This is a genomic window from Variovorax sp. GW822-FHT04E09 (genome assembly GCF_058800845.1).
The window spans coordinates 517,051-537,840 of sequence record NZ_JBXAMR010000005.1; the positions used below are offsets into that span (position 1 = coordinate 517,051).

General features: G+C 64.5%; 17 protein-coding genes and 1 tRNA gene. 11 read left to right on the forward strand and 7 right to left on the reverse strand.

Annotated features, from left to right (window positions below; all coding sequences use genetic code 11):
* Nucleotides 1-7: 7 nt before the first annotated feature.
* Together AC1RL8_RS22560 and AC1RL8_RS22565 are read left to right on the forward strand one after the other, a co-directional pair.
* Nucleotides 8-580, forward strand: coding sequence for an acetyltransferase (locus AC1RL8_RS22560; RefSeq protein ID WP_492686149.1), 573 nt, complete (start codon nucleotides 8-10; stop codon nucleotides 578-580).
* A 31-nt stretch (nucleotides 581-611) separates the two neighbouring features.
* Nucleotides 612-974, forward strand: coding sequence for a VanZ family protein (locus AC1RL8_RS22565; RefSeq protein WP_492686148.1), 363 nt, complete (start codon nucleotides 612-614; stop codon nucleotides 972-974).
* Nucleotides 975-1,044: 70 nt separating this feature from the next.
* Here the strand turns inward: AC1RL8_RS22565 and AC1RL8_RS22570 are convergent, their stop codons facing one another.
* Nucleotides 1,045-3,306 (reverse strand): polysaccharide biosynthesis tyrosine autokinase, encoded by a 2,262-nt coding sequence (locus AC1RL8_RS22570; protein ID WP_492686147.1) that lies wholly within the window; start codon nucleotides 3,304-3,306, stop codon nucleotides 1,045-1,047.
* Nucleotides 3,303-3,737: a low molecular weight protein-tyrosine-phosphatase gene (locus AC1RL8_RS22575; protein ID WP_492686146.1), complete on the reverse strand. Its 435-nt coding sequence runs from the start codon at nucleotides 3,735-3,737 to the stop codon at nucleotides 3,303-3,305. The genes AC1RL8_RS22570 and AC1RL8_RS22575 overlap by 4 nt, the downstream gene beginning before the upstream one ends.
* Before the next feature lie 453 nt (nucleotides 3,738-4,190).
* On the opposite strand from AC1RL8_RS22575, the gene AC1RL8_RS22580 reads away from it, so the two are divergent.
* Nucleotides 4,191-6,194: a polysaccharide biosynthesis protein gene (locus AC1RL8_RS22580; RefSeq protein ID WP_492686145.1), complete on the forward strand. Its 2,004-nt coding sequence runs from the start codon at nucleotides 4,191-4,193 to the stop codon at nucleotides 6,192-6,194.
* A gap of 101 nt (nucleotides 6,195-6,295) precedes the next feature.
* On the opposite strand, the gene AC1RL8_RS22585 is transcribed toward AC1RL8_RS22580, so the two are convergent.
* From AC1RL8_RS22585 to AC1RL8_RS22595, 3 genes are all read right to left on the reverse strand, one after another.
* The gene (locus tag AC1RL8_RS22585; RefSeq protein WP_492686144.1) at nucleotides 6,296-9,352 is read right to left on the reverse strand and encodes a YjbH domain-containing protein; all 3,057 of its coding nucleotides are present in this window, start codon (nucleotides 9,350-9,352) and stop codon (nucleotides 6,296-6,298) included.
* A complete protein-coding gene (locus tag AC1RL8_RS22590; RefSeq protein WP_492686143.1) occupies nucleotides 9,349-9,966 on the reverse strand; it encodes a YjbF family lipoprotein in 618 nt (205 codons plus the stop codon). Before AC1RL8_RS22590 ends, AC1RL8_RS22585 begins: the two co-directional genes overlap by 4 nt.
* A gap of 134 nt (nucleotides 9,967-10,100) precedes the next feature.
* Nucleotides 10,101-10,406 carry a hypothetical protein gene (locus AC1RL8_RS22595; protein ID WP_082818080.1) on the reverse strand — a complete coding sequence of 102 codons (306 nt, stop codon included), beginning with the start codon at nucleotides 10,404-10,406 and terminating at the stop codon, nucleotides 10,101-10,103.
* 480 nt (nucleotides 10,407-10,886) lie between these two features.
* On the opposite strand from AC1RL8_RS22595, the gene AC1RL8_RS22600 reads away from it, so the two are divergent.
* From AC1RL8_RS22600 to AC1RL8_RS22630, 7 genes are all read left to right on the forward strand, one after another.
* Complete coding sequence (locus AC1RL8_RS22600) at nucleotides 10,887-11,648, forward strand: LuxR C-terminal-related transcriptional regulator (RefSeq protein ID WP_492686142.1); 762 nt, start codon at nucleotides 10,887-10,889, stop codon at nucleotides 11,646-11,648.
* Between the two features lie 160 nt (nucleotides 11,649-11,808).
* On the forward strand, nucleotides 11,809-12,426 hold the full coding sequence (gene petA, locus AC1RL8_RS22605; RefSeq protein WP_062473677.1) for a ubiquinol-cytochrome c reductase iron-sulfur subunit: 618 nt from the start codon (nucleotides 11,809-11,811) through the stop codon (nucleotides 12,424-12,426).
* A 14-nt stretch (nucleotides 12,427-12,440) separates the two neighbouring features.
* Nucleotides 12,441-13,877, forward strand: a complete 1,437-nt coding sequence (locus AC1RL8_RS22610) for a cytochrome b (protein WP_070059900.1) — start codon at nucleotides 12,441-12,443, stop codon at nucleotides 13,875-13,877.
* Between the two features lie 37 nt (nucleotides 13,878-13,914).
* Nucleotides 13,915-14,691: a cytochrome c1 gene (locus AC1RL8_RS22615; RefSeq protein WP_062473681.1), complete on the forward strand. Its 777-nt coding sequence runs from the start codon at nucleotides 13,915-13,917 to the stop codon at nucleotides 14,689-14,691.
* 95 nt (nucleotides 14,692-14,786) lie between these two features.
* Nucleotides 14,787-15,398 carry a glutathione S-transferase N-terminal domain-containing protein gene (locus tag AC1RL8_RS22620; protein ID WP_062473683.1) on the forward strand — a complete coding sequence of 204 codons (612 nt, stop codon included), beginning with the start codon at nucleotides 14,787-14,789 and terminating at the stop codon, nucleotides 15,396-15,398.
* A 41-nt stretch (nucleotides 15,399-15,439) separates the two neighbouring features.
* Nucleotides 15,440-16,018 carry a ClpXP protease specificity-enhancing factor gene (locus AC1RL8_RS22625; protein WP_492686141.1) on the forward strand — a complete coding sequence of 193 codons (579 nt, stop codon included), beginning with the start codon at nucleotides 15,440-15,442 and terminating at the stop codon, nucleotides 16,016-16,018.
* 59 nt (nucleotides 16,019-16,077) lie between these two features.
* Nucleotides 16,078-16,153 (forward strand) — tRNA-Thr (locus tag AC1RL8_RS22630).
* Nucleotides 16,154-16,258: 105 nt separating this feature from the next.
* Here the strand turns inward: AC1RL8_RS22630 and AC1RL8_RS22635 are convergent.
* Complete coding sequence (locus AC1RL8_RS22635) at nucleotides 16,259-17,074, reverse strand: class I SAM-dependent methyltransferase (RefSeq protein ID WP_492686140.1); 816 nt, start codon at nucleotides 17,072-17,074, stop codon at nucleotides 16,259-16,261.
* Nucleotides 17,071-17,460 (reverse strand): cupin domain-containing protein, encoded by a 390-nt coding sequence (locus AC1RL8_RS22640; RefSeq protein ID WP_095949916.1) that lies wholly within the window; start codon nucleotides 17,458-17,460, stop codon nucleotides 17,071-17,073. The genes AC1RL8_RS22635 and AC1RL8_RS22640 overlap by 4 nt, the downstream gene beginning before the upstream one ends.
* 141 nt (nucleotides 17,461-17,601) lie before the next feature.
* On the opposite strand from AC1RL8_RS22640, the gene AC1RL8_RS22645 reads away from it, so the two are divergent.
* The gene (locus AC1RL8_RS22645) at nucleotides 17,602-20,754 is read left to right on the forward strand and encodes an ATP-binding protein (protein ID WP_492686139.1); all 3,153 of its coding nucleotides are present in this window, start codon (nucleotides 17,602-17,604) and stop codon (nucleotides 20,752-20,754) included.
* Nucleotides 20,755-20,790 lie beyond the last annotated feature (36 nt).

A 20,790-nucleotide genomic window follows, 5' to 3' on the forward strand; every position in this document is an offset into this window, starting at 1 on the left:
GATGACGATGAAACGTTTGCTGATCATTGGCACGGGTGGTCACGGCCGCAGCATTGCGGAGGCGGTCTTGTTGCGCGACGACTATCTGTTGGCGGGCTTTCTCGATGACGCGGCCGAGTCCGAGCAACGCCTGTGGGAATGGACGGTGTGGGGAAAGACCTCCTTGTTGAGCGCATGCAGGGACCGGGTCGATGCGGTGTTCGTGGCCATCGGCAACAACGCGCTGCGCGAAGCCTTGCACGAGCGTGTGCAGGAGCAGGGGCTGGCCTTGGCAACGGTGATTCACCCGACTGCCACCGTATCGCCGAGGGCTGCTGTGGGGCAGGGCTGCGCTGTCATGGCTGGCGCGGTCGTGGGCACCGGCGCTCAACTGGGCGAAGGCGTGATAGTGAACTGTGGCGCGGTAGTCGATCATGATTGCACAGTGGAGCCGTTCGGCCATCTGGGCGTAAATGCGGGGATGGCCGGTAGCAGCGTGCTCGGGCGTTGTGTGTGGATGCCTGCGGGCTCAACGCTCGCCTATGGGGTCAAGGTTTCTGCCGGGCGTGTACTGCGAGCGGGCGAAGTGGTCGATGCGTAACGATGCCGGCGCCTGAAAGAGCGGCAAGCAGGTGAAGTCGAAGATCGGCCTTCTTTCGCGCTGGGTTTTTTGGGCCTGTGCTTTCGCGATTCTTGTGCTTTCGCTCGCTCCGCCCTCGACGCCCATGCCCACTACGGGCTGGGATAAGAGCAACCATGTGCTGGCCTTCGCGACGCTGGCCTTCTTTGCGCACCAGGCCTGGCCTGGGCGCATATCGATGGTAATGCCGAGCCTGCTGGCTTACGGTGCGCTCATCGAGGTGTTGCAGTCTTTCACGCCTGATCGATACGCCGAATGGAGCGACCTTTGGGCTGACGGCCTAGGTCTGCTCATCGGGGAAGTGTTCGCGCGGCTGGCGCGGTGGCTGGCTGCTCAGCGGCAAGCAGGTCGCTGATTTCCCTGCGTTTCAGAGGTTTGCTGGAGGAGCCGATGGAGATGGCTTGGCCTTGACTGCGTCCTGCTGGCTATTCCGAAGCCGCTCCAGCTTCTTTGTACTTGTACTCGGTGTAGCGGTAGCCACCGTACTTATAGCCATAGCTGCCATAGTGCCTGCGCGAGAGGTCCATGCCGTTGAAGACCACGCCGTTGACTTGCTGGCCTGCATGCGCGAGGCGCTTGACGCTCTCATTCAACTCGCCCAATTGAGTCAGGTTGTCACGGGCGACCAGCAGCACAGCACCTGCATGAGCAGCGACTGCAGCGGCATCGGCAGCTACCAGCACCGGCGGGCTGTCGATCACCACCAAGTCGTAGCGTCCCGAGAAGTCGTCCAGTAGTTCACCCAGTGCAGATGACAGCATCATGTTCGCGGGGTTGAAGGGATAGGCGCCGGTCGTCAGGACATCGAGGTTGGGGATCACTTGGGCATGGATCGCCTGCTCGGGCGTCATGTCGCCCGCCAGCACATCTGCCAAGCCGCCCTTGCGCGGAAGCCCGAAGGCTTTTTGAAGATGTCCCTTGCGCAGGTCGGCGTCGATCAGCAGGACGCGCTTGTCGGCCTGCGCCATGATGACGGCGAAGTTGCCGGAGACGAAACTTTTGCCCACACCAGGCGTAGCGCCGGTGATGAGTACGCGGTTGTTGCCGCTCTCCATCAAAGTCAGTTGCAGGGACACGCGCAGATTGCGCAGGCTCTCGATGGCAAGGCTCTCGGGAGAGGTGACTGCCAGCAATTGCACGCCCTTCGCGCCACCGGCTATGTGTTCCAGAATCGTTTCCTGCTCGATGGCCAGTGGCACGACGGAATAGACGTTGAGGCCGAGGCGGTCCTCGATTTCCTGTGGATTGCGAATGCCGCTCGAGAGCTTGCTACGCAGGATGGCAAATGCAACGCCAGCCAAAAGCCCCAGCACCAGAGACAGTGCAATGACCAGCGGCTTTTGCGGTTTGACCGCCTTTCTGGGCTCGACGGCCATGTCGAGCAGTCGCACATTGCCAATCTTGCCTTCCTTCACGAGCCGCAGCTGCAGCGAACTGTCGAGCATCGACTTGTAGAGCTCCCCATTGACGCGGACGTCGCGCTCCAACCGGAGTGCATCACGTTGCACGGTCGGCATAGCGCTGACCTTCGTTTCGAGGCTGTTGATCTCATGGCGGATGGCCGCAATTTGGCCATCGAGCATCTGAACCTTTGGATTGCTCGCGGTGAAGCGCGACAGGAGCTCTCGCCGCAGTTGCTCGGACTCAAGCAACTTTGTCTGGAGCTGCACCGACAGCGACAATGCCGCTTTTGCCTCTTCGTCGAAGGCCACAGTGCCATTCTGATTGCGGAAACGAGCGTAGGAGTCTTCCGAGTTTTCCAGTTGCCGCTTGAATTCAGGCAGCTGTCGATCAAGGAACTCGATGGTCTTCTCTGCCTCAGCAGCCTTCCGCTCGACATTTTGGCGCACGTACTGGGTGCCAATTTCGTTGAGCGTGCGGCGCAGACGATCACGGTCGCTGTCTTCGAGGGAGACGCTGATCACATTCGATTGCTTGCCTTGTTCGCCAAGTTGCACACGCTTCTGCAAGTCTTCAATCGTGGCCAGCAGCGATGCACGCGAAACAAGGAATTCAGCGCCAGGCTTGCCGTCGAGCCGCGAAACCACCAATGTGATCGTCCCATCCTGCACCTGCTGATTCAGGACCTTCCCGACGGTCCCGGTCAACGGCTCGGTGAGATCGGGGTGGCTCAGCGTGTACTGACCACCCGCCATTGCGGTGATGATGAAAGGCTTCTGATCTTCCAGCGCGGAAGGTACGTCAAATTTGGCAATGTCGACGGATTCGGTGCCAGAAACGTACCCTCCCATGCCAAGAAAACCCGGGCTCGACAGTTCTTTCGCGCGCCTGGAGAGCCATTCGCCGATGAACGGCAAATAGCGCGGCTGTGCATCGATGTACAGCTGCTTCGCCTCAACGGCTCCTCCAATGACCATCCGAGAACGGATGATTTGAATTTCGCCGGTGGCCGGCGTTTTCACATCAAAAAGACTTGCGGTGTCGCCGAGAAAATTCTTGGCATCAGGGGCGGCATCTTCGACCTGAATCAGAAGGTTGGATTGATAGATCGGTGTGGCCAGGAGCGCGTAAGCCGTACCGATCGCGAGGGCGACCGCGGTGATACCCGCCACCAGCCACTTGCGGTCGAGCAGGATATCGAAGTACTCGGACAGATGAATTGCATCGTCGTCATCGTCACGTGCAAGTGCTGCGGAGGGGGCCGTTGTGGAGGCAGAAGGGGTCATGAGAGTTTGCGGATGCGCTCGGCCCAGGCTTGGGCGCCGTCAGCGATGAGTTGCAGGGCGTGCTCGAAGGCCGGGCGGCCCATGCGATACGGATCGGGAATGTCAACGCGTGCGACTTCGCCCAAGCGAAACAGCTTGCCTCGGGTCAACGGATGGCGCTGCCCGATGTGAATCCGCTGAGCGTCGTCCATTGCAAGAATGAGATCGGCCTGTTGACACATCTGCGCTGTAAGTTGGCGCGCACGGTGGGCCTCGATGTCGATGCCGCGTTCGGCCATGAGCTTGCGTGCAATCGGATCTGCTGGGTGCCCAACCAAGGCTCCAGTCCCCGCTGACACGACTTGAACCTGCGGTAACGCGGCAGCAATCAGTGCTTCCCCCATCGGGCTACGGCAGATGTTACCGATGCATACCACCAGAACAGATTTCATGAGACTTGGCTCCCTGCGAAGGCTTGTGCCTCTGTTGTCAAACTCAACGTATTGCGTGCCGCGGCTCCACGTCCAGCATGAAGCACATGTCATACGGAAATGTCCTCACCATTTGTTCTTCGTTGCGCGATCGGATCGCGGCCTAAACAGGAGAGCCGAAGGATGGCTGGGCACGCCCTTGGCATTGTAGTCAGGGCGTTGGCGCCTATTGCCTCGCGGATATGGTCAAGCAGCAGGCGTTCTGGGCTCGAATTTGGTCAGGGGGCAGTCAAAGGGACCGCTGATTAGGTGAGCTGATCAGCCGTTCTATGACCAAAGTCATGTCGATGCAAAAGATACAAAAAATGACATTGTGAGTGTCGCGAATCCCCTGAATTGGGGGGGAGGGGTGGGTACCCTTCGCGGACAATTGTTGCAGTGCGGCGCGCTCCAAGCGTCGCAGGAGTTTTCAGTGTGATCAATCGTCTGGCTGCGCCCTTGCTTGCCCTGCCGCGCCCCATGAAGCGCATGCTGGCTCTAGGGGTCGATGCAATGCTCTGCGTCCTGTGCGTCTGGTTGGCATTCAGTTTTCGCTTCGAGCAGTGGATGACGCCGCGTGGCGTTCAGTGGTCAGCCGTCGCTGTTGCTGTTGCCTTTGCGCTTCCTCTCTTTGTGGTTTTCGGGCTCTACCGAGCCATCTTTCGCTATGCAGGCACGGCTGCAGTCATGGCCATCGTGCGCGCGTGCGTGTTGTTTGGCCTCGGTTATGCATTGATCTTCTCGGTGCTCGGCGTGCGAGGGGTGCCGCGAACGGTCGGCTTGCTGGTGCCGTTACTCCTGTTCTTGGCGATCGCTGGCTCGCGCATGTTTGCTCGCTATTGGTTGGGCGGTCTCTACATGAGCGCGCTGCAGCGCAAGCAACTACCTCAAGTGGTGATCTACGGCGCGGGAAGTGCGGGTTTGCAGCTTGCTGCTGCGCTGGCGCAGAGCCGGGACATGGTGGTTCGGGCTTTTGTTGACGATGCTCCGCACCTTCAGGGCAACACGATCAACGGTCTGCATATTCAGTCTTCGGATTGGCTCAGCAACAACGCTGCCGGTTGGGGCATCACCGACGTGCTCTTGGCGATGCCTTCAGCCAGCCGGGGACGCCGCGTTGAAATTCTGAACCACTTGTTGCCATTGCATCTGCATGTACGCATGCTTCCGGGGCTGCTTGATTTGGCCAACGGCAAGGTGCAGGTCAATGATCTGGTTGAAGTCGACATCGAGGACTTGCTGGGGCGGGATCCGGTCGAGCCGGTGGCCGACTTGTTGCACAAGCACATCCGCGGCCAGGTGGTATTGGTTACCGGAGCTGGTGGCTCCATCGGCAGTGAGCTGTGCCGGCAGATCGTTCAACTGTCGCCTTCCACGCTGCTGCTCGTGGAGCTGAGCGAATACGCGCTCTATGGCATCCACCAGGAGCTGGAGCAGTTGGCGCCGAACGTACGGGTCGTCCCACTGCTCGCCTCGGTATGCGATGCGGCGCGGCTGCGTGAAGTGATGCGCGCCTGGCGTCCTGACACGGTCTATCACGCGGCGGCATACAAGCATGTGCCGCTCGTCGAGCACAACCCGGCAGAGGGTGTGCGAAACAACGCGATGGGCACGCTCACGACGGCGCGGATTGCGATGGAGTGCAAGGTTCCCAACTTTGTCCTGATCAGCACCGACAAGGCCGTACGGCCGACGAACATCATGGGGGCCAGCAAGCGCGTCGCCGAAATGGCGTTGCAGGGGCTGGCGCAGCAGAGTTCAGACACTTGCTTCTCGATGGTCCGCTTCGGCAACGTGCTCGGCTCCAGTGGCTCGGTGGTGCCGCTGTTTCGCAAGCAGATCGAAGCGGGTGGTCCGATCACGCTGACGCATGCAGACATCACGCGCTATTTCATGACCATTCCCGAGGCCGCCCAGTTGGTGATTCAGGCGGGCGCGATGGCGCAGGGCGGCGATGTCTTCGTGCTCGACATGGGCGAACCGGTAAGGATCATCGACCTCGCGCGCCGGTTGGTAGAACTTTCGGGGCGCACGGTCCGTGACGAGCATTCGCCGGATGGCGATATCGAGCTACAGGTGACTGGGCTGCGACCTGGTGAGAAGCTCTACGAAGAGCTCCTGATTGGTGACAGCGCGATGCCTACGGTGCATCCCCGTGTCATGAAAGCACACGATCCCTGCCTGCCTTGGAATGAACTCTGGCGCCAGTTCGAGACGCTGAATGCGGCACTCGAAAGCAGCGATGTGCCGATGCTGAAGCAGACGCTGACGCAGATGTTGCCCGGCTATCGGCCCCATGCGGAGGTGGTGGATTGGGTGCATATGGAGCGTCACCGTGTGCGTGACCGTGCTCAGCCGCTCGCAGTGGCAGTCGGCGCTGCGCAGGTGAGCGAGGCCAACCAGCCATCCGCACCGAATCAGATTGCCGTGGCAATCTGATTCGATAGAGCTGCTTCATTTTTTTCCGCCCCGACTCACTGGGGTGATGCTGAGACCAAGAGCCCCGGATCGGGGCTCTTTTGTTTTCAAGCCTGTGGCGCCTATTGCGCCCGCTTGAAGTCGAGGATGTTGTCCCCCGCCTTGGGTGCCTTGTCATCGGGCGGCGAGAAGCTGAACGCCTTCGGATCCCGTATCGACGTCATCTCGAACAGCGGATTGATCCGTCCCAGCTTGGCGCCGCCATCCCGTATCAGTGGAGCCCAGGCAAAGTTCGCAGTGAACTTGCTCGAGCGCGGCAGCAGCGCGTCGAAGGGGATGGAAACGTAGATGCCCTTGTCGAAACTGCCTTCGCCGAACTGTGCGGCGGACACGTTGGTCTTGGTGGCCCAGGCGCCGATCGTCACGCCGTTGTCGAAGCGGCGGCTGATGTCAAGGGTGACGCCACGATCACCCGCCAAGTATTGACCCGCACTGATCCTGGCCTGCACGCCGTTCCAGCCGGTGTCCCAATAGAGCGTGGCGTGGCCGGTGTTGACCTTGTAGTCGCGCAGGCCGAGGTCCTGCGCGAAGTCGCGCTGGCGTACGTGGTTGATGTCGATGCCGAAGGCGAACTTGCTGCGCCATGGGCGGTAAAGCCATTCGGCGCCCACGCCAGCAAACATCGACTCGAGGGCGCCACCGTAGACGCTGTAGTACTGGTCTTCGTTCAAGCGGCCCACGTGGGTCAGCTGAAACACCGGCATGGTCAATCGCTTGGTCGTTGCGTACTCGCGCTGGTAGGTTCGCACTCGGGGAAGGTTGCTGGGCGCGGTGTAGGTGAACTTGTCAAAGTTGTCGAGCAAGCGCCAGTTCAGTGCGGCGTTCACCCAGGTGCTCGGTGTAAAGCGGTACTCCGCAGTGGCTGAGACGCCGAGTTGGTAGAGCATGAAGGCATCGGGGCCGCCGAGGATCTGCGAGAAGCTCGGGGTCAGGCCGAAGGTGAGTCTTTCCGTGCGCCGTTCCCATGGCGTCATGGTCGGCGTCTCGCCGGGCGATGCTATGGCGGCGGTTGTTGCCTCGGTGGGTGTGCGCTGCGGCGATGCCGGCGCGTAGAGCCCGTCTTCGGTCCGGCCGCGCGGCGGGGCGTAGTCGCGCTGGTCCGTGGCGCGCAGTTCTGCGGGCGTCTGTGCCTGGTAGTGCGCCGTCACCCATTCGCTGCGATCGACGACCTGCGTGTGCAGTGCGAGTCCGCGTTCGTTGTAGTGAAGGATGAAGTGCTTGATCGACGCCGGTGCATCGCGATGCATGACGGCAATGACCTGCTGAACGCGTGCTTCGCGGTACACCGTGTGGCTTTCGGTGATCCAGACGTGCGCGCTGTCGCCTTGCGGCGCGATGCGCTGCACGGTCCATTCGGTGCGTGCCTGGATCTCCGCAGCGGTGGAGGCCCATCCAGGTGGATTGGCTGGAGCCTCCGGCGTGAAGCGGGGCGGCGGCGGATCTGCGGGCTTGCTGGCTCGCATGCTCGCCATGTTGGTGGACAGGGTCAGGCCCACCATCACCTTGTTGCCGCGCTCCAGGCCGGCGGTGAAGGCGACGCCGGGTGAGTAGCGATATTCCAGTCCGATGTTAAAAGGTGAGCGCTGAACCTGGTTGTTCTGCTGGGGCTCGTTCTTGTAGTTGTTGCCTTCGTACTCGAGCTTGACGGTCAGGGGATCCCAGGGCGTGCGCCATTCGACGCCGCCGAACAAGGAAGCTGGCCCTCGAAAGAAGGCCTTGAAGTTTGCTTCGCCGCCCGTTGCTGAGCTCACCGTGCGCGTTCTGAAGCGATTGCTCAGGGCCAGCAAGGGGTTGCGGATGTTTCCGCTGTTGCCCAGATACCCCCAGCCGATGCCGAGGCTAAAGTCGAGATCGCCGTAGCGTTTGTTGGCGACCAGGTATTCGGCCGAAAAGAGGCCGGTACCGCCAAGGTCGCGAAAGCCCAGCGCAACCTGAGGCACATACGCGGATTCGCGCAGCAGCCGCAGCTTCACGTCGATGCTCTTGTCCTTGTTGCTTTGACCCGTGGTGCTGGCGGCGTATGCGCGGTTGCTGATGGAGGTGTAGCGAAAGCCGGCCTCCATCCAGTCCAGCGGCTGGAACATCACGTTCAGTCGCGTATAGGGCGACACGTGGCTGATCGACGTACGGAAATCACCGGCCTCGCCCATGCGTGCTGTCGGCGTCTGAAGCAGGCCGGTTTCGCCCCAGTCGTTGCTGCTTGTGCGAGGCGCCTTGTATTGCGGGGCCGAGGCGTCGGGGCGCACCGAGATGACGCTTTCCGGCGGAACTGACGGCGGAATGGCCGTATTGAGTGTTGCGGCCGGCTTGGCAGCTGCAAGCGCGGCAGTGGTGGTGCCCAGCGCCGCTGTCTGAGGCGAAGGGCCTTGGGTCGCCAGGAACTTGATAATGCCTTCCGACGCGTCGACCAGTTCGGTCATGCCGCGCGGCGCTGCCCAGATCCATGCGCCGGGTGCCGGCTCATCGGAGGGGTGGCCGTTCCAGGGGGCGATGCCCACGCGCGACGTCCGGCCGTCGGGTTGCGCAACCCATGCCCAATCGTGAGTACTGTCGGGCGCGCAGGCGATGACGTAGTCCCAAGCGGTCCGGCCGGCCTCGTGCGCCACGTGGCACAACTCGCCATTGGGGCGGACAACCGCGATGGTTTTCAATTGCGGGGAGGGCGCAACGAGCTGCTGGCCGGCCGACAGCACAGGGTCTTGATCCGGATGTGCCTGTAGCCAGCGGGGGTCCACGATGCCCAGTGCCACGCGGCCGGTGACCGGCAGGTTCTGCAGCCACGTGATGAGCTTCAGCCGATCGAGTTGCTCGGAGCGCGGTGCGCGCCTGCTGGCTGCCTCGAGGCGCACGAGCAGGGTGTTCTTCAGGAACTGCTGGGCCAGCCGTTCCTGCGGTACGCGCCATGCCAGCCCGGGCGCGGCCGTGCCCTCGGGTTGGCGCAGCAGCCAGGTGCTCAGTCGTTCGCCGGGTCGCACTTCGGCATCGCTTGCGGGTTCAACGGTCGCCGCGTTCTGCGACGGCTCCGCCGTGGCGCCAAGACTTGCCATCAACGCGCAGGCAAGGGCCGTTCGACGGGGCCAATGCGGGGGGCTGATGGCTCGCAGGAAGAGGGGGCTCATGTACCAGCGGGCGCCGCAGGGCCGGCTGCTGGTGCGGGGGGTGTCCACTGTTCGAAGCTCATGCAGAGGTCGCGGGAAATACATTGCTCCGAATACACGACCTGGGGGGCGCCAGAAGCAAATGAAACGCCGAAGCGGGCGGGAGGAACGGAGGCCGTCGCAGGGCGGGACACGCTGCGTTCTTCATACCAGCGCAGGCCGCTTGCGGGCATGCCGGCGAGAGCGCTGTCGGTGGGCGGCGCGATCGACGCGCGCGCGATGTCGTCGCGAATGCCGAAGCGATAGCCGGGCATCAGGTCGCGTTCGCGCGCGTAGGTCTGCGTGGTGTTGGCAGTGTGAGCTTGCCAGGCGGGTGGGTTGGCAAGTCGAACGTCGCGCCAGTCGGTGGACAGCCCGGTCGTGCCGACCAGTTGACCATTCAGAAGTCGGACGACCTCGCCCGTGCCGCTGTACCAAACCTCGACGGGCCCTTCGGCGCGCTGATCGATATAGCCGAGCACCATGTACAGGACGCGCCCATCGACGGCGGTCCGCAGGTACCTATAGCTGGGATTGAAATTGGGCTGGGTTGCTGCAGACTCACCGCGATACAGCAGGCGAGCTGAATCCAGCATGGCTGAAGTTCCGGAGGAGCAACCGCCAACGCCCAAGAAAAACGTTGCCAAAAGGCAACGTTCTAAGAGTCGCGTGGCGGAAGCAACGCGCGGACTTTTCAGCGAATGCCCTCCTTTCAGGAGGGCAACCAGCATTAACGCGTGCCGGTGGTGCCCGTGCCGGTGGTGCCGGTGCCAGGGACGAAGAAGCCACCGCCGCCGTTGCCGTTGTTGCTGCTGCCGAGGGTCAGCATCAGTGCGCCGGTGCCTGCAACAGCGCCCCATTGAACGGGGGTCAGGCCGCCAAGGCCAGCAGCGGTTGCGCTCGGAGCGCCAGCGGGGCCCGGTGTAAATGCGCGATTGTTGCTTGCGGGCGCAGGGGTAACCTGCGTTTGGGCAAAAGCCGACGAGATTGCCAGGGTGGCAAGGGCGACGGTAGCAACCAGTTTGTTCGTCTTCACAGTGATCCTCTCAAAGGGTTTTTATGCTCTTGACTTGAGGTTAGCAGCATCAGAAGTGTGCCGCAACTAATTTGGCCTGGAGGATGAGGCGTTTGCCACGGCCTCCTTGTAACCGCGTATTGCCTCGATTGTTGTGGATGAGTGTGACGGGTGCATGTGTATCTCAATGCTACGTAACGTTCCGTCCAGGATGGCCGTAACGACGGCGACTGATGCGCAGCCCCAGCGATAAGGCCTCGGTCGTTGTCGCCGCATTTCTTCAATGAAATCAACACACTGGCCGAACTATCGTTGCGATGGGCCGCATGGCCGCCTCCCAGGCATCGTTCCTGCAGTACCCCGAAACGAAAGTTGACATTCAAGGTAGGCCGCGGGGCACAACAAGGGGATATGCGTGGTTCGATTGTCTGAAGGTGGGGTATCGAAGGGTGTGCGAGTGTGCGGGCGCGCGGCCGGTAGCGTGATCGGAGGCGTCTGCTCATGATGAGTCACCTGTCCGCCAGCAGCGCACACTCGGCGCCGGCACTCACTGGCCGGTACGCCGCCCTGGGCTGTGCCTTCTTCGGTGCCCTGATCGTCGAGGGCGACCTGGCCCTGGCCGACCGCATGCGACGCCTTCTTTGCGATCTGGCCCCGGGGCGCCGCGTCGTGATCGCCTCCACGCACACGGAAGCGATCCGTCTGCTGGCCGCGTTGCCCTACGACCTGGTGCTGGTCGACATGCACCTGACTGACGATGGCGGCGTCGCACTCCTGTCGCACCTGCGGCGCGCCTACCCGCAGATCGACGCCATCGCCATGTCAAAGGACGACGACCGCCTGCTGGTCGAGGCCGCGATCTCGTCAGGAGCCTCTGGCTATCTGCTGACGAGCACCGACGATGCCGAACTCTCTTTCTTGCTGCGCTCGATCGAGCGCGGCGGTTCGCCGATGGACGCTCGCGTCGCGCGTCGTGTTCTCGGCCTGATTGCGGCGTCCGCGAAACCGGAGGGTGTCGAGTCCGCGCTGCGCGACGGCGACACGGTCTCGCCCCCGATGCCTGCTCCCGGGCTGCTGTCACCTCGGGAGCTCAATGTGCTGCGCCTGATCGCGCAAGGCTGGAGCAATCGGCAGATTGCTGAAGCGATCTGCCTCTCGATCAACACAGTCGAGTTCCACGCCAAGCGGATCTACCGCAAGCTGGCCGTCAAGTCGCGCACCCAGGCCGTTCGGCAGGCGACCCAGTACGGGCTGCTGAGCTGAGCGCCGAGGGCCGTCGCGTGCTGTCGCGCACGTGCTGCGGCGCCGTGCGCACGCGCGGCAATCATTGAAAAACCCTTTTGCGCCCCGCTACAATCTCGGGTTGACCTTGCTGTGGCAAAGGTCAGCCCCTGCTCCAGCGAAGAAGACTTAGAGGATCCCCATGAGTGACATGACCTCCGGCTCGCCCCGGATCGACACAAGCAAGCGGACGTGGTTGATCGCATCCAGCTGTGCCGGCGTAGCGGGCGGCGTGGCCACCGCAATCCCTTTTGTGAGCACATTCCAGCCGTCCGAAAAGGCCAAGGCCGCGGGCGCCGCGGTCGAAGTGGACATCTCGGCCCTCAAGGTCGGCGAAAAGATCACCGTCGAATGGCGCGGCAAGCCCGTCTGGATCCTCAAGCGCAGCCCTGACCAGGTCGCCGAACTCGCCAAGCTGGACGGCCAGCTCGCCGATCCGCTCTCCAAGCGTCACCCCGACGAATTCACGCCCAAGTACGCACAGAACGGCCACCGTTCGATCAAGCCCGATGTGCTGGTCGTGGTCGGCATCTGCACCCACCTCGGCTGCTCGCCGGTCGACCGCCTGCAGGCCGGCCCGCAACCCTCGCTGCCGAACGACTGGGAAGGCGGCTTCCTCTGCCCTTGCCACGGTTCCACGTTCGACCTCGCCGGCCGCGTCTTCAAGAACAAGCCCGCTCCTGACAACCTCCCTGTGCCTCCGCACATGTACCTGTCCGACACGCGCCTGCTCATCGGCGACGACAGCAAGAAGGCCTGAGGGAGACCACGAACATGGCTGAATTTCACGAAGTTTCCCCCAACGCTCCCGCCGGCGAGAAGCTGCTCAACTGGGTCGACAACCGCTTCCCGCTGACCAAGCTCTGGAACGACCAGTGGGGCAAGTACTACGCACCGAAGAATTTCAACTTCTGGTACATCTTCGGCTCGCTCGCGATGCTGGTCCTCGTGATCCAGATCGTGACCGGCATCTTCCTCGTCATGCACTACAAGCCCGACGCGAACCAGGCGTTCGCATCGGTCGAGTACATCATGCGCGACGTGCCCTGGGGCTGGCTGATCCGCTACATCCACTCGACGGGCGCCTCGGCGTTCTTCATCGTGGTGTACCTGCACATGTTCCGCGGCCTCATGTACGGCAGCTACCGCAAGCCGCGCGAGCTGATCTGGGTCTTCGGCTGCGCGATCTTCCTGTGCCTGATGGCCGAAGCCTTCATGGGCTACCTGCTGCCGTGGGGCCAGATGTCCTACTGGGGCGCCCAGGTGATCGTGAACCTGTTCGCTGCCATCCCCTTCATCGGTCCTGACCTGGCCCTGCTGATCCGCGGCGACTACGTCGTGAGCGACGCCACGCTGAACCGCTTCTTCAGCTTCCACGTCATCGCCGTGCCGCTGGTGCTGCTCGGCCTCGTGGTGGCCCACCTGATCGCGCTGCACGAAGTGGGGTCGAACAACCCCGACGGCATCGAGATCAAGGCCAAGCGCGGTCCCGATGGCCATCCGCTCGACGGCATCCCGTCGCACCCGTACTACACGGTGCACGACATCTTCGGCGTGGTGGTGTTCCTCACGATCTTCTCGGCCGTGATCTTCTTCGCGCCTGAAGCCGGTGGGTACTTCCTGGAGTACAACAACTTCATCCCGGCCGACTCGCTGAAGACGCCGAACCACATCGCTCCGGTCTGGTACTTCACGCCGTTCTATTCGATGCTGCGCGCCACCACCGACGACATGGTCAACGTGTTCGCGCTGATCATCGCGGCCGCCGCCGTCTGGAACTTCATCAAGGGCAAGTCGGGCATGGGCCTCAAGGTTGCCGCGGTGGTCGTGGCCGCCGTCGTGATCTTCCTGCTCAAGACCTTCGACGCCAAGTTCTGGGGCGTGGTCATCATGGGCGGCTCGGTCATCATCCTGTTCTTCCTGCCGTGGCTCGACCACAGCGAAGTCAAGTCGATCCGCTACCGTCCGAGCTGGCACAAGTATGTCTACGGCGTGTTCGTGTTCCTGTTCCTGATCCTGGGTTACCTCGGCATCCAGGCGCCCGGCGTCTGGGGCAACCTGGTCATCGGCTCGTTCGCCCTGGACATCGCCCAGACCATCTCGCAGATCGGCACGCTCTTCTACTTCGGCTTCTTCCTGCTGATGCCGTGGTGGAGCCGCAAGGGCGAATTCAAGACCGTGCCCGAGCGCGTGGTCTTCGCCGCCCATTGATGCGCGCGCAAGTGCAAGAGAGCTTGAGAGAAACACGATGAAGAAAAGAATTTCCGGCTGGCTCGCTGTCATGGGTTTGGCACTGGGCCTGACCTTCTCCGCGGCCGCATCCGCCGAATCGGGCGGTCTGGCGTGGGACAAGTCGCCCAACAAGACCACCGACGTGGCGGCCCTGCAGAACGGCGCCAAGCTGTTCGTCAACTACTGCCTGAACTGCCACTCGGCCGCCTTCATGCGCTACAACCGCCTGCAGGACATCGGCATCAGCGAGCAGCAGATCAAGGACAACCTTCTGTTCACGACCGACAAGGTCGGCGAGACCATGAAGGCCAACATCGACGCGCGCCAGGCCAAGGAATGGTTCGGCACCACGCCGCCCGACCTGACGTTGGTCGCACGTTCGCGCGCCGGCCACGGCGGCACGGGCCCCGACTACCTGTACACCTTCCTGCGCAGCTTCTACCGCGACGACACCAAGGCCACCGGCTGGAACAACCTGCTGTTCCCGAGCGTCGCCATGCCGAACCCGCTGTGGGAACTGCAGGGCGAGCGCCTGCCGGTGCACGCCAAGGTCGAGCAGCACGGTCATGCCACCGACGTGTTCACGGGCAAGTGGGAGCAAGTGACCCCCGGCACGCTGACCCCGGTGCAGTTCGACAGCGCAGTGGGCGACCTCGTCGGCTACCTGCAGTGGATGGCCGAGCCGGCACAGAACACCCGCGTGCGCATCGGCGTGTGGGTGCTGCTGTTCCTGGCCATGTCGGTGGTTTTCGTATGGCGACTGAACGCCTCGTACTGGAAAGACGTCAAGTAATTCCGTTCACGCCGACCGGGCGCCTCGTGCGTCCGGTCCCACAGAGTGGGTTGCCCAGGCGACCCACTCTTTTTGATTTTTAGGAGTCTCTCGCCATGATGGTCTTGTATTCAGGAACGACCTGCCCCTTCTCCCACCGCTGCCGCTTCGTGTTGTTCGAAAAGGGCATGGACTTCGAGATCCGCGACGTCGATCTCTACAACAAGCCCGAAGACATCAGCGTGATGAACCCGTATGGCCAGGTGCCGATCCTGGTCGAGCGCGACCTGATCCTGTACGAGTCGAACATCATCAACGAGTACATCGACGAGCGCTTCCCGCACCCGCAGCTGATGCCCGGCGACCCGGTCGACCGCGCCCGCGTGCGCCTGTTCCTGCTCAACTTCGAGAAGGAACTGTTCGTGCACGTCGCCACGCTCGAGAACCGCACCGCCAAGGGCAACGAGAAGGCGCTCGAAAAGGCCCGCTCGCACATCCGCGACCGCCTCACGCAGCTCGCGCCCGTGTTCCTCAAGAACAAGTACATGCTGGGCGACAACTTCTCGATGCTCGACGTGGCCATCGCACCGCTGCTGTGGCGCCTCGACTACTACGGCATCGACCTGAGCAAGAACGCGGCACCGCTGCTGAAGTACGCCGAGCGCATCTTCTCGCGCCCGGCCTACATCGAAGCACTGACGCCTTCCGAAAAGGTCATGCGAAAGTAAGTAAGCTGCGTGCTTGCTTCCTTCGTTTTTCGCCGCCTTTCATGATCAACGCGCTCGAGTCCTCTTCCACCCGCCCGTACCTCATCCGGGCGCTGTACGAGTGGTGCACCGACAACGGGTTCACGCCCTATGTCGCGGTGCTGGTCGACGACACCGTCCAGGTGCCGCGCGAGTACGTGAAGAACGGCGAGATCGTGCTGAACATCAGCTTCGACGCGACCAGCTCGCTGAAGCTGGGCAACGACTTCATCGAGTTCAAGGCCCGCTTCGCCGGCACGGCGCGCGAGATCAGCGTGCCGGTCGGCCGTGTGATCGCGATCTACGCCCGTGAGAACGGACAGGGCATGGCGTTCCCGGCCCCCGTGCCGACCGCCACCACGTCCGACGATGGCGATGACGCCACCACGGCCGCTGCTTCGCCGAACAGCGCGCCGCGCATGCCGCTGCGCGATGCCTCGCGCGGCACCGAAGGCGACGCCAGCAAGGTGTTCCATCTGGTGACGGGCGAAGAGGGCGACGAGACGGTCGACGCCGGCTCGGCGCCTTCCGACCCGACCGACGAGCCGCCGCGCCCACCGGCCGGTGGCGGCACCCGGCCGTCGCTCAAGCGCGTCAAGTGACGACGCGGTCGGCCCCAAAGCCGGCCGCTTAGAATCGTCGCCAGCACTGCTTTCTTTCAGCCGCTTTAGCTCAATTGGTAGAGCACCCGCCTTGTAAGCGGAAGGTCGTCAGTTCGATTCCGACAAGCGGCACCAATCAAAAAAGCCCGACAACGTCCTGCGTTGCCGGGCTTTTTCTTTGTCTCCCTCGACCTGTCCGGCGGTCCGGACCGGCCGCAGAAGCCGACGGAACGCCGCGGATCAGCCCACCTCCACCGTCACCCGCAGGAACGTCGCGGCGATCAGGCAGGTGTTGGGGTACTGGCTCTGGTTCTGGCTCTGGAACAGCGTCACCAGCTCCGTGCGCAGTTCGTCGGTGCGCCCCGCCTGGGCTGCCGCGTCGAATGCGTTCATGGTCGGGCCATAGAACTGCCGGAAGGTGTCGACGAATTCCGCCGCCGAGCCTTTGAAGTCGAAGATGTAGCTGTCGCGTTCCCAGCTGATGGCCTCCGAAGCAACGCCCGCCGCGCCGAAGCGCTCGATGATGTTCGGGGTCGAGCCCCAGCCCATCGGGCTCACGAAACCCTCGGGCGGCGGAGGCGCATACGACGAACTGATCTTCAGGATCTGCGCCACCAGCGTCGGGTCGTTCGGGATCCAGTTGCCCATGAGGATGCGGCCGCCCGGACGCGTGACACGCACCATCTCCCGTGCCACGTCGAAGGGCTTGGGCGCGAACATGGCGCCGAACATGCTGATGACGAGGTCGAAGGACTTGTTCTCCAACCGCAGCTCGCAGGCGTCCCCTTCCTCGAACCGGCAGCTGGCCGACAGCCCGGCCTGGGCCGCCCGCCGGTTGCCCGCGGCGACCAGGTTGGCGGCGATGTCCACGCCCAGCACCTGCGCGCCGAGCTTGGCGGCCGGGATGGCGGTGTTCCCGTCGCCGCAGCCGAGGTCCAGCACCTTCATGCCGGGCGTGATGCGGGCGTGCCGCACGACGTCTTCACCGCTCTCGCGCATGCTCTCGGCGATGCGGGTGAAGTCGCCTTTTTCCCAGAGGGCCTTGTTCGGGTTCATGACTTCACCTTCTCGATCATGTGGTCGATCACGTGCGTGTGCTCGTGTTGCGGGCTGAACATCACGATCTCCGCGTCGGCGTCGACCTTGACGTTGTGGCCGGGCGGCCAATAGAACAGGTCGTTGGCCTGGACGGTCTCCTGCTCCCCGGCGTCGTCGGTGGTGGTGATCTGGCCCTTGAGCACGAACCCCCAGTGCGGGCACTGGCAGGAGTTGTGGTTGTTCAGGCCCTGGAAGAGCGGCGTCGTGTCGACGCCCGCCGACAGCGTGAAGTACTCGCCGCTGATCTTGCTGTAGCCGGTCGCGTCGCCGAAATTCAAACGCTGCCGGATCAGGGCACCGGGAATTTCCATCTTCACGTCGACTTCGTCTTTTGCGATATGCATGAGGTACTCCTTGAGGGTCCGCGGGCGCGAGGGTGATGCGTCTATTCGTTGCACCCGCCAGATTCGATAGACGGCATACTGATGCTCCACGCTTGGCGTTCCTGAAACGTTCCCGGCCCGTGCCGGGGGAAAGGAATCGCGATGTCGCCCCCACCGACTCCGCCGTCCGAAGCCGTGTCCATCCGGCTGCTGGGCCCGTTCCACCTGAGCGTGGCCGGCGACGACCCGCAGATTCCATCAGTGCCGCTGACCCGGCGCGCCGCCGAGCTGCTGCAGCTGCTGGCGCTGCAGCCCGGACGCAGCCTGGCGAACGAGCAGGTGGTGGAGGCCCTGTGGCCGCACCTGGACCCCGACGCGGGCAGCGCCAACCTGCGCAAGGCCGCGCACCACGCGCGCCAGTTCATCGGCCAGCCCGACGCCGTGGTGCTGCGAGGCGGCCGGGTTTTCCTGTTGCCCGACCACGATGCGGTGGCGTGCGACGCCGAGCAGTTCGAGCGCGCAGCGGACGAGGCCCTGCGCAGCGGCGATCCGCAGGCCTGCAAGGCGGCCGCGCAGCTCTACGGCGGCGACCTCCTGCCGGACGCCCGCTACGAAGCCTGGACCGAGGCGCCGCGCCAGCGGTTGCGCGACAAGTTCCTGCGGTTGCTGCGCCAGACCGGCGACCTGGAACGGCTGGTGCGTGAAGACCCCACCGACGAGGCAGCCCATGTCCAGTTGATGCGCGAGGAACTGGCGGCCGGGCGGCGCTCTTCGGCGCTGCGCTGGTACGGCCACCTGCGCGACCATCTGCAGCAGACCCTGGACATGCGTCCCGGCCCGTCGGCCGAGGTGCTGTACCGCGAATGCGTGGCGGGCCTGGAAGGCGCCGCGCCGCGTTTCGTCGGCCGTGCCATGGAGCTGGTGCGTGTCCTGGGGTGGCTGCGCGCCAGCCTCGCGGGCCGGCCGGGGGGCGCGGTGGTGCGCGCACCGGCGGGAATGGGCAAGACCGCGTTCTGCCGCCGTGTCGCCGAAGAAGCGCGGGGCCTGGGTTGGCAGGTGCGCTCGTTGCAGGCCGGCGACTGGACCCGGCCCTACGGCATCGCGGCCGACCTGGTGGAGCCCTTGCTCGGCGAACTGCCGGACGCGGCGCAGGCCATCGGTGCGCACGCTCAGGCTGTGCTGGCGCAGATGACCGCCTCGGGCGACGTGAAACCGCTGGCCTTGCCGCTCGGGCGCCACCAGATGGTGGGTGCCGTGCGCCGGCTGCTGCTGGCCACCGCCGCGCAAAAGCCGGTGCTGCTCATCGTCGACGATGCGCACGCGGCGGACGATGCGAGCGCCCAGGCGCTGACGCAACTGGCGGCGAGCGGCCCCCCGGTGTTCGTGCTGCTCGCATGCCGGCACGCGCTGCCGCCGCTGCTGGATCGGAACACCTCGCGCCTGCAACGTGCCGGCCAGCTGGAGGCCCTTGAACTGGGCCCACTGTCCGAGGAGGAAGCGGCACTGCTCGCGGCCCGCTCAGCCGATGCACCGATGACGGCCGAGGCCGCCACCGCCATCGCGCGTCGTGCCGAAGGCCTGCCGTTTGCCGTGGTCGAGCTCGCGCGCGGTGCGGCCACCTCAGACGGCGCCACGGCGGTGATGTCCCGCAGCCTGTCGTCGGCCCTGGCCGAACGCCTGTGCGACCTGGACCCCGGTACGACGGAGGTCTTGCGCCGGTTGGCCCTGTCGGCCGAGGATTTCGACGTGGCCACGGCCGTGGCGCTGGCCGCCGACGAGGGCCACGACGCGTTGGCGCGGCTCGACCAGGCGTTGACCGCAGGCGTGCTGGTGGTGGCCGATGGCCGCTACCGCTTCCGCCACGCACTCGTGCGGGACGCGCTGGCCGAAGGCATCCCGCCGCACCGGCGTGTGCTGCTGCATCGCGACGTGGCGGCCCGGCTCGCGCAAGGCGGTGCGGCACCGGGCCTGGTGGGCCATCACTGGCTCGCCGCGGGCGACGCCGAGCAGGCGATGCCGTGTGCGCTGGCGGCTGCGCGCCAGGCCTTTCGCCTCGGCGCTTACGAGGACGTGTTGCGCCACGTCGAGCCGCTGCTCGTGCACCGGGCGGCGCAGCCGGAAGCATTGGCGCTGCGTGCCGAGTCCCTGGACGCGCTGGGCCGGCCCGGCACGTTGGCCGCCTACGATGCGGCCGCCGCCGTCGCGCCGGACGCGCTGTCCCACGAACTGCGCGCCAAGCGGGCCTTGGCGCAAGTGAAGATGAGCGATCCGCCCGGCGCCCTGCAGTATCTGAAGGATGTGCATCCCACCACGGTGGCGGGGCGCCTCGCCGAAGCGCTGGCCTACAGCGGCGCGGCGGCCCTGGGCTTCGGGGACCCCGCCGAAGGCACGCGCCGGTCGGCCGAAGTGCGCCGGATCGCCTTGGAGACCGGCGACGAAGGCACGCTCGTGATCGCCTCCTGGTCGCAGGCTGCGGCGGCGCACGCGCGCGGCGACCTGCACGGCAGCGTGTGGGCCGACCTCAAGGAGACGAGCCACCTGCCGCAGCTGGCGGTGCGCGTGTTCGACGGCCACCTGTGCATCACGCAGCGCTTTTTGTACGGCTCGCGGCCGTATGCCGAGGTCATCGCGTTCGCCGATGCGCTGGCCACGGAAGCGCAGCGGCTGGGCGCGGCGCGCGGGCATGCGTTCGCGGTCACGCTGCGCGGCGAGGCCTGGCTGCTCAGCGGGCAGCTCGACGCCGCCGAGCAGGACCTGGTGGCCGGCGGGCGCATGCACCGCGCGATCGGCGGCGCGACCGGCGAAGCGCTGTCGCTGCAGCGCCGCTCCGAACTGGCGATCTACCGTGGGCAGATGGACCGGGCGCGCGGCCTGCTCGACGAAGCGCTCGATGTCGCGCGCCAGTCCGACGTCGGCTTCCACCTGCTGGACCGCATCTACGGCACCCGCATCGCGATGGCCACGCAGCCCGAGGCCGCGCTGGGCGTGCTGGAGGAGGCCGAGGCCAACGTGCGCGGCCCGCTGGAAAGCTGCCCCGGCTGCCGCATCACCTTCGCCATCCCGGCCACCATCGCGGCCGCGAGGGCGCACGAACTGGACCTGGCGGCCAGCCACCAGCAGCAGTCCGAATACCTGGCCAACGTGGTGATGAAACTGCCGGCCTGGTACGCGTCGCTGCACGAGGCGCAGGCCCACATCGAACGGGCCACCGGCCGTGTCGCTGCCGCGCGCGAAGGCTTCGCCGCGGCGGCGCGGGAGTTCCATGCCTGCGGCCATGCGCTGGACGCCGCGCGCTGCCGGGAATTGGCCAGCTAGGAAGTCCGCGCGGCACCGGCGTGACGAACGGACAGC

Coding starts and splice junctions, on each gene's coding strand:
- AC1RL8_RS22645 (WP_492686139.1), top strand. CDS start 17,602: ATGTCGCCCCCACCGACTCCGCCGTCCGAAGCCGTGTCCATCCGGCTG.
- AC1RL8_RS22635 (WP_492686140.1), bottom strand. CDS start 17,074: ATGAACCCGAACAAGGCCCTCTGGGAAAAAGGCGACTTCACCCGCATC.
- AC1RL8_RS22570 (WP_492686147.1), bottom strand. CDS start 3,306: ATGACCCCTTCTGCCTCCACAACGGCCCCCTCCGCAGCACTTGCACGT.
- AC1RL8_RS22560 (WP_492686149.1), top strand. CDS start 8: ATGAAACGTTTGCTGATCATTGGCACGGGTGGTCACGGCCGCAGCATT.
- AC1RL8_RS22590 (WP_492686143.1), bottom strand. CDS start 9,966: ATGCTGGATTCAGCTCGCCTGCTGTATCGCGGTGAGTCTGCAGCAACC.
- AC1RL8_RS22620 (WP_062473683.1), top strand. CDS start 14,787: ATGATGGTCTTGTATTCAGGAACGACCTGCCCCTTCTCCCACCGCTGC.
- AC1RL8_RS22600 (WP_492686142.1), top strand. CDS start 10,887: ATGATGAGTCACCTGTCCGCCAGCAGCGCACACTCGGCGCCGGCACTC.
- AC1RL8_RS22585 (WP_492686144.1), bottom strand. CDS start 9,352: ATGAGCCCCCTCTTCCTGCGAGCCATCAGCCCCCCGCATTGGCCCCGT.
- AC1RL8_RS22615 (WP_062473681.1), top strand. CDS start 13,915: ATGAAGAAAAGAATTTCCGGCTGGCTCGCTGTCATGGGTTTGGCACTG.
- AC1RL8_RS22575 (WP_492686146.1), bottom strand. CDS start 3,737: ATGAAATCTGTTCTGGTGGTATGCATCGGTAACATCTGCCGTAGCCCG.
- AC1RL8_RS22625 (WP_492686141.1), top strand. CDS start 15,440: ATGATCAACGCGCTCGAGTCCTCTTCCACCCGCCCGTACCTCATCCGG.
- AC1RL8_RS22640 (WP_095949916.1), bottom strand. CDS start 17,460: ATGCATATCGCAAAAGACGAAGTCGACGTGAAGATGGAAATTCCCGGT.
- petA (WP_062473677.1), top strand. CDS start 11,809: ATGAGTGACATGACCTCCGGCTCGCCCCGGATCGACACAAGCAAGCGG.
- AC1RL8_RS22610 (WP_070059900.1), top strand. CDS start 12,441: ATGGCTGAATTTCACGAAGTTTCCCCCAACGCTCCCGCCGGCGAGAAG.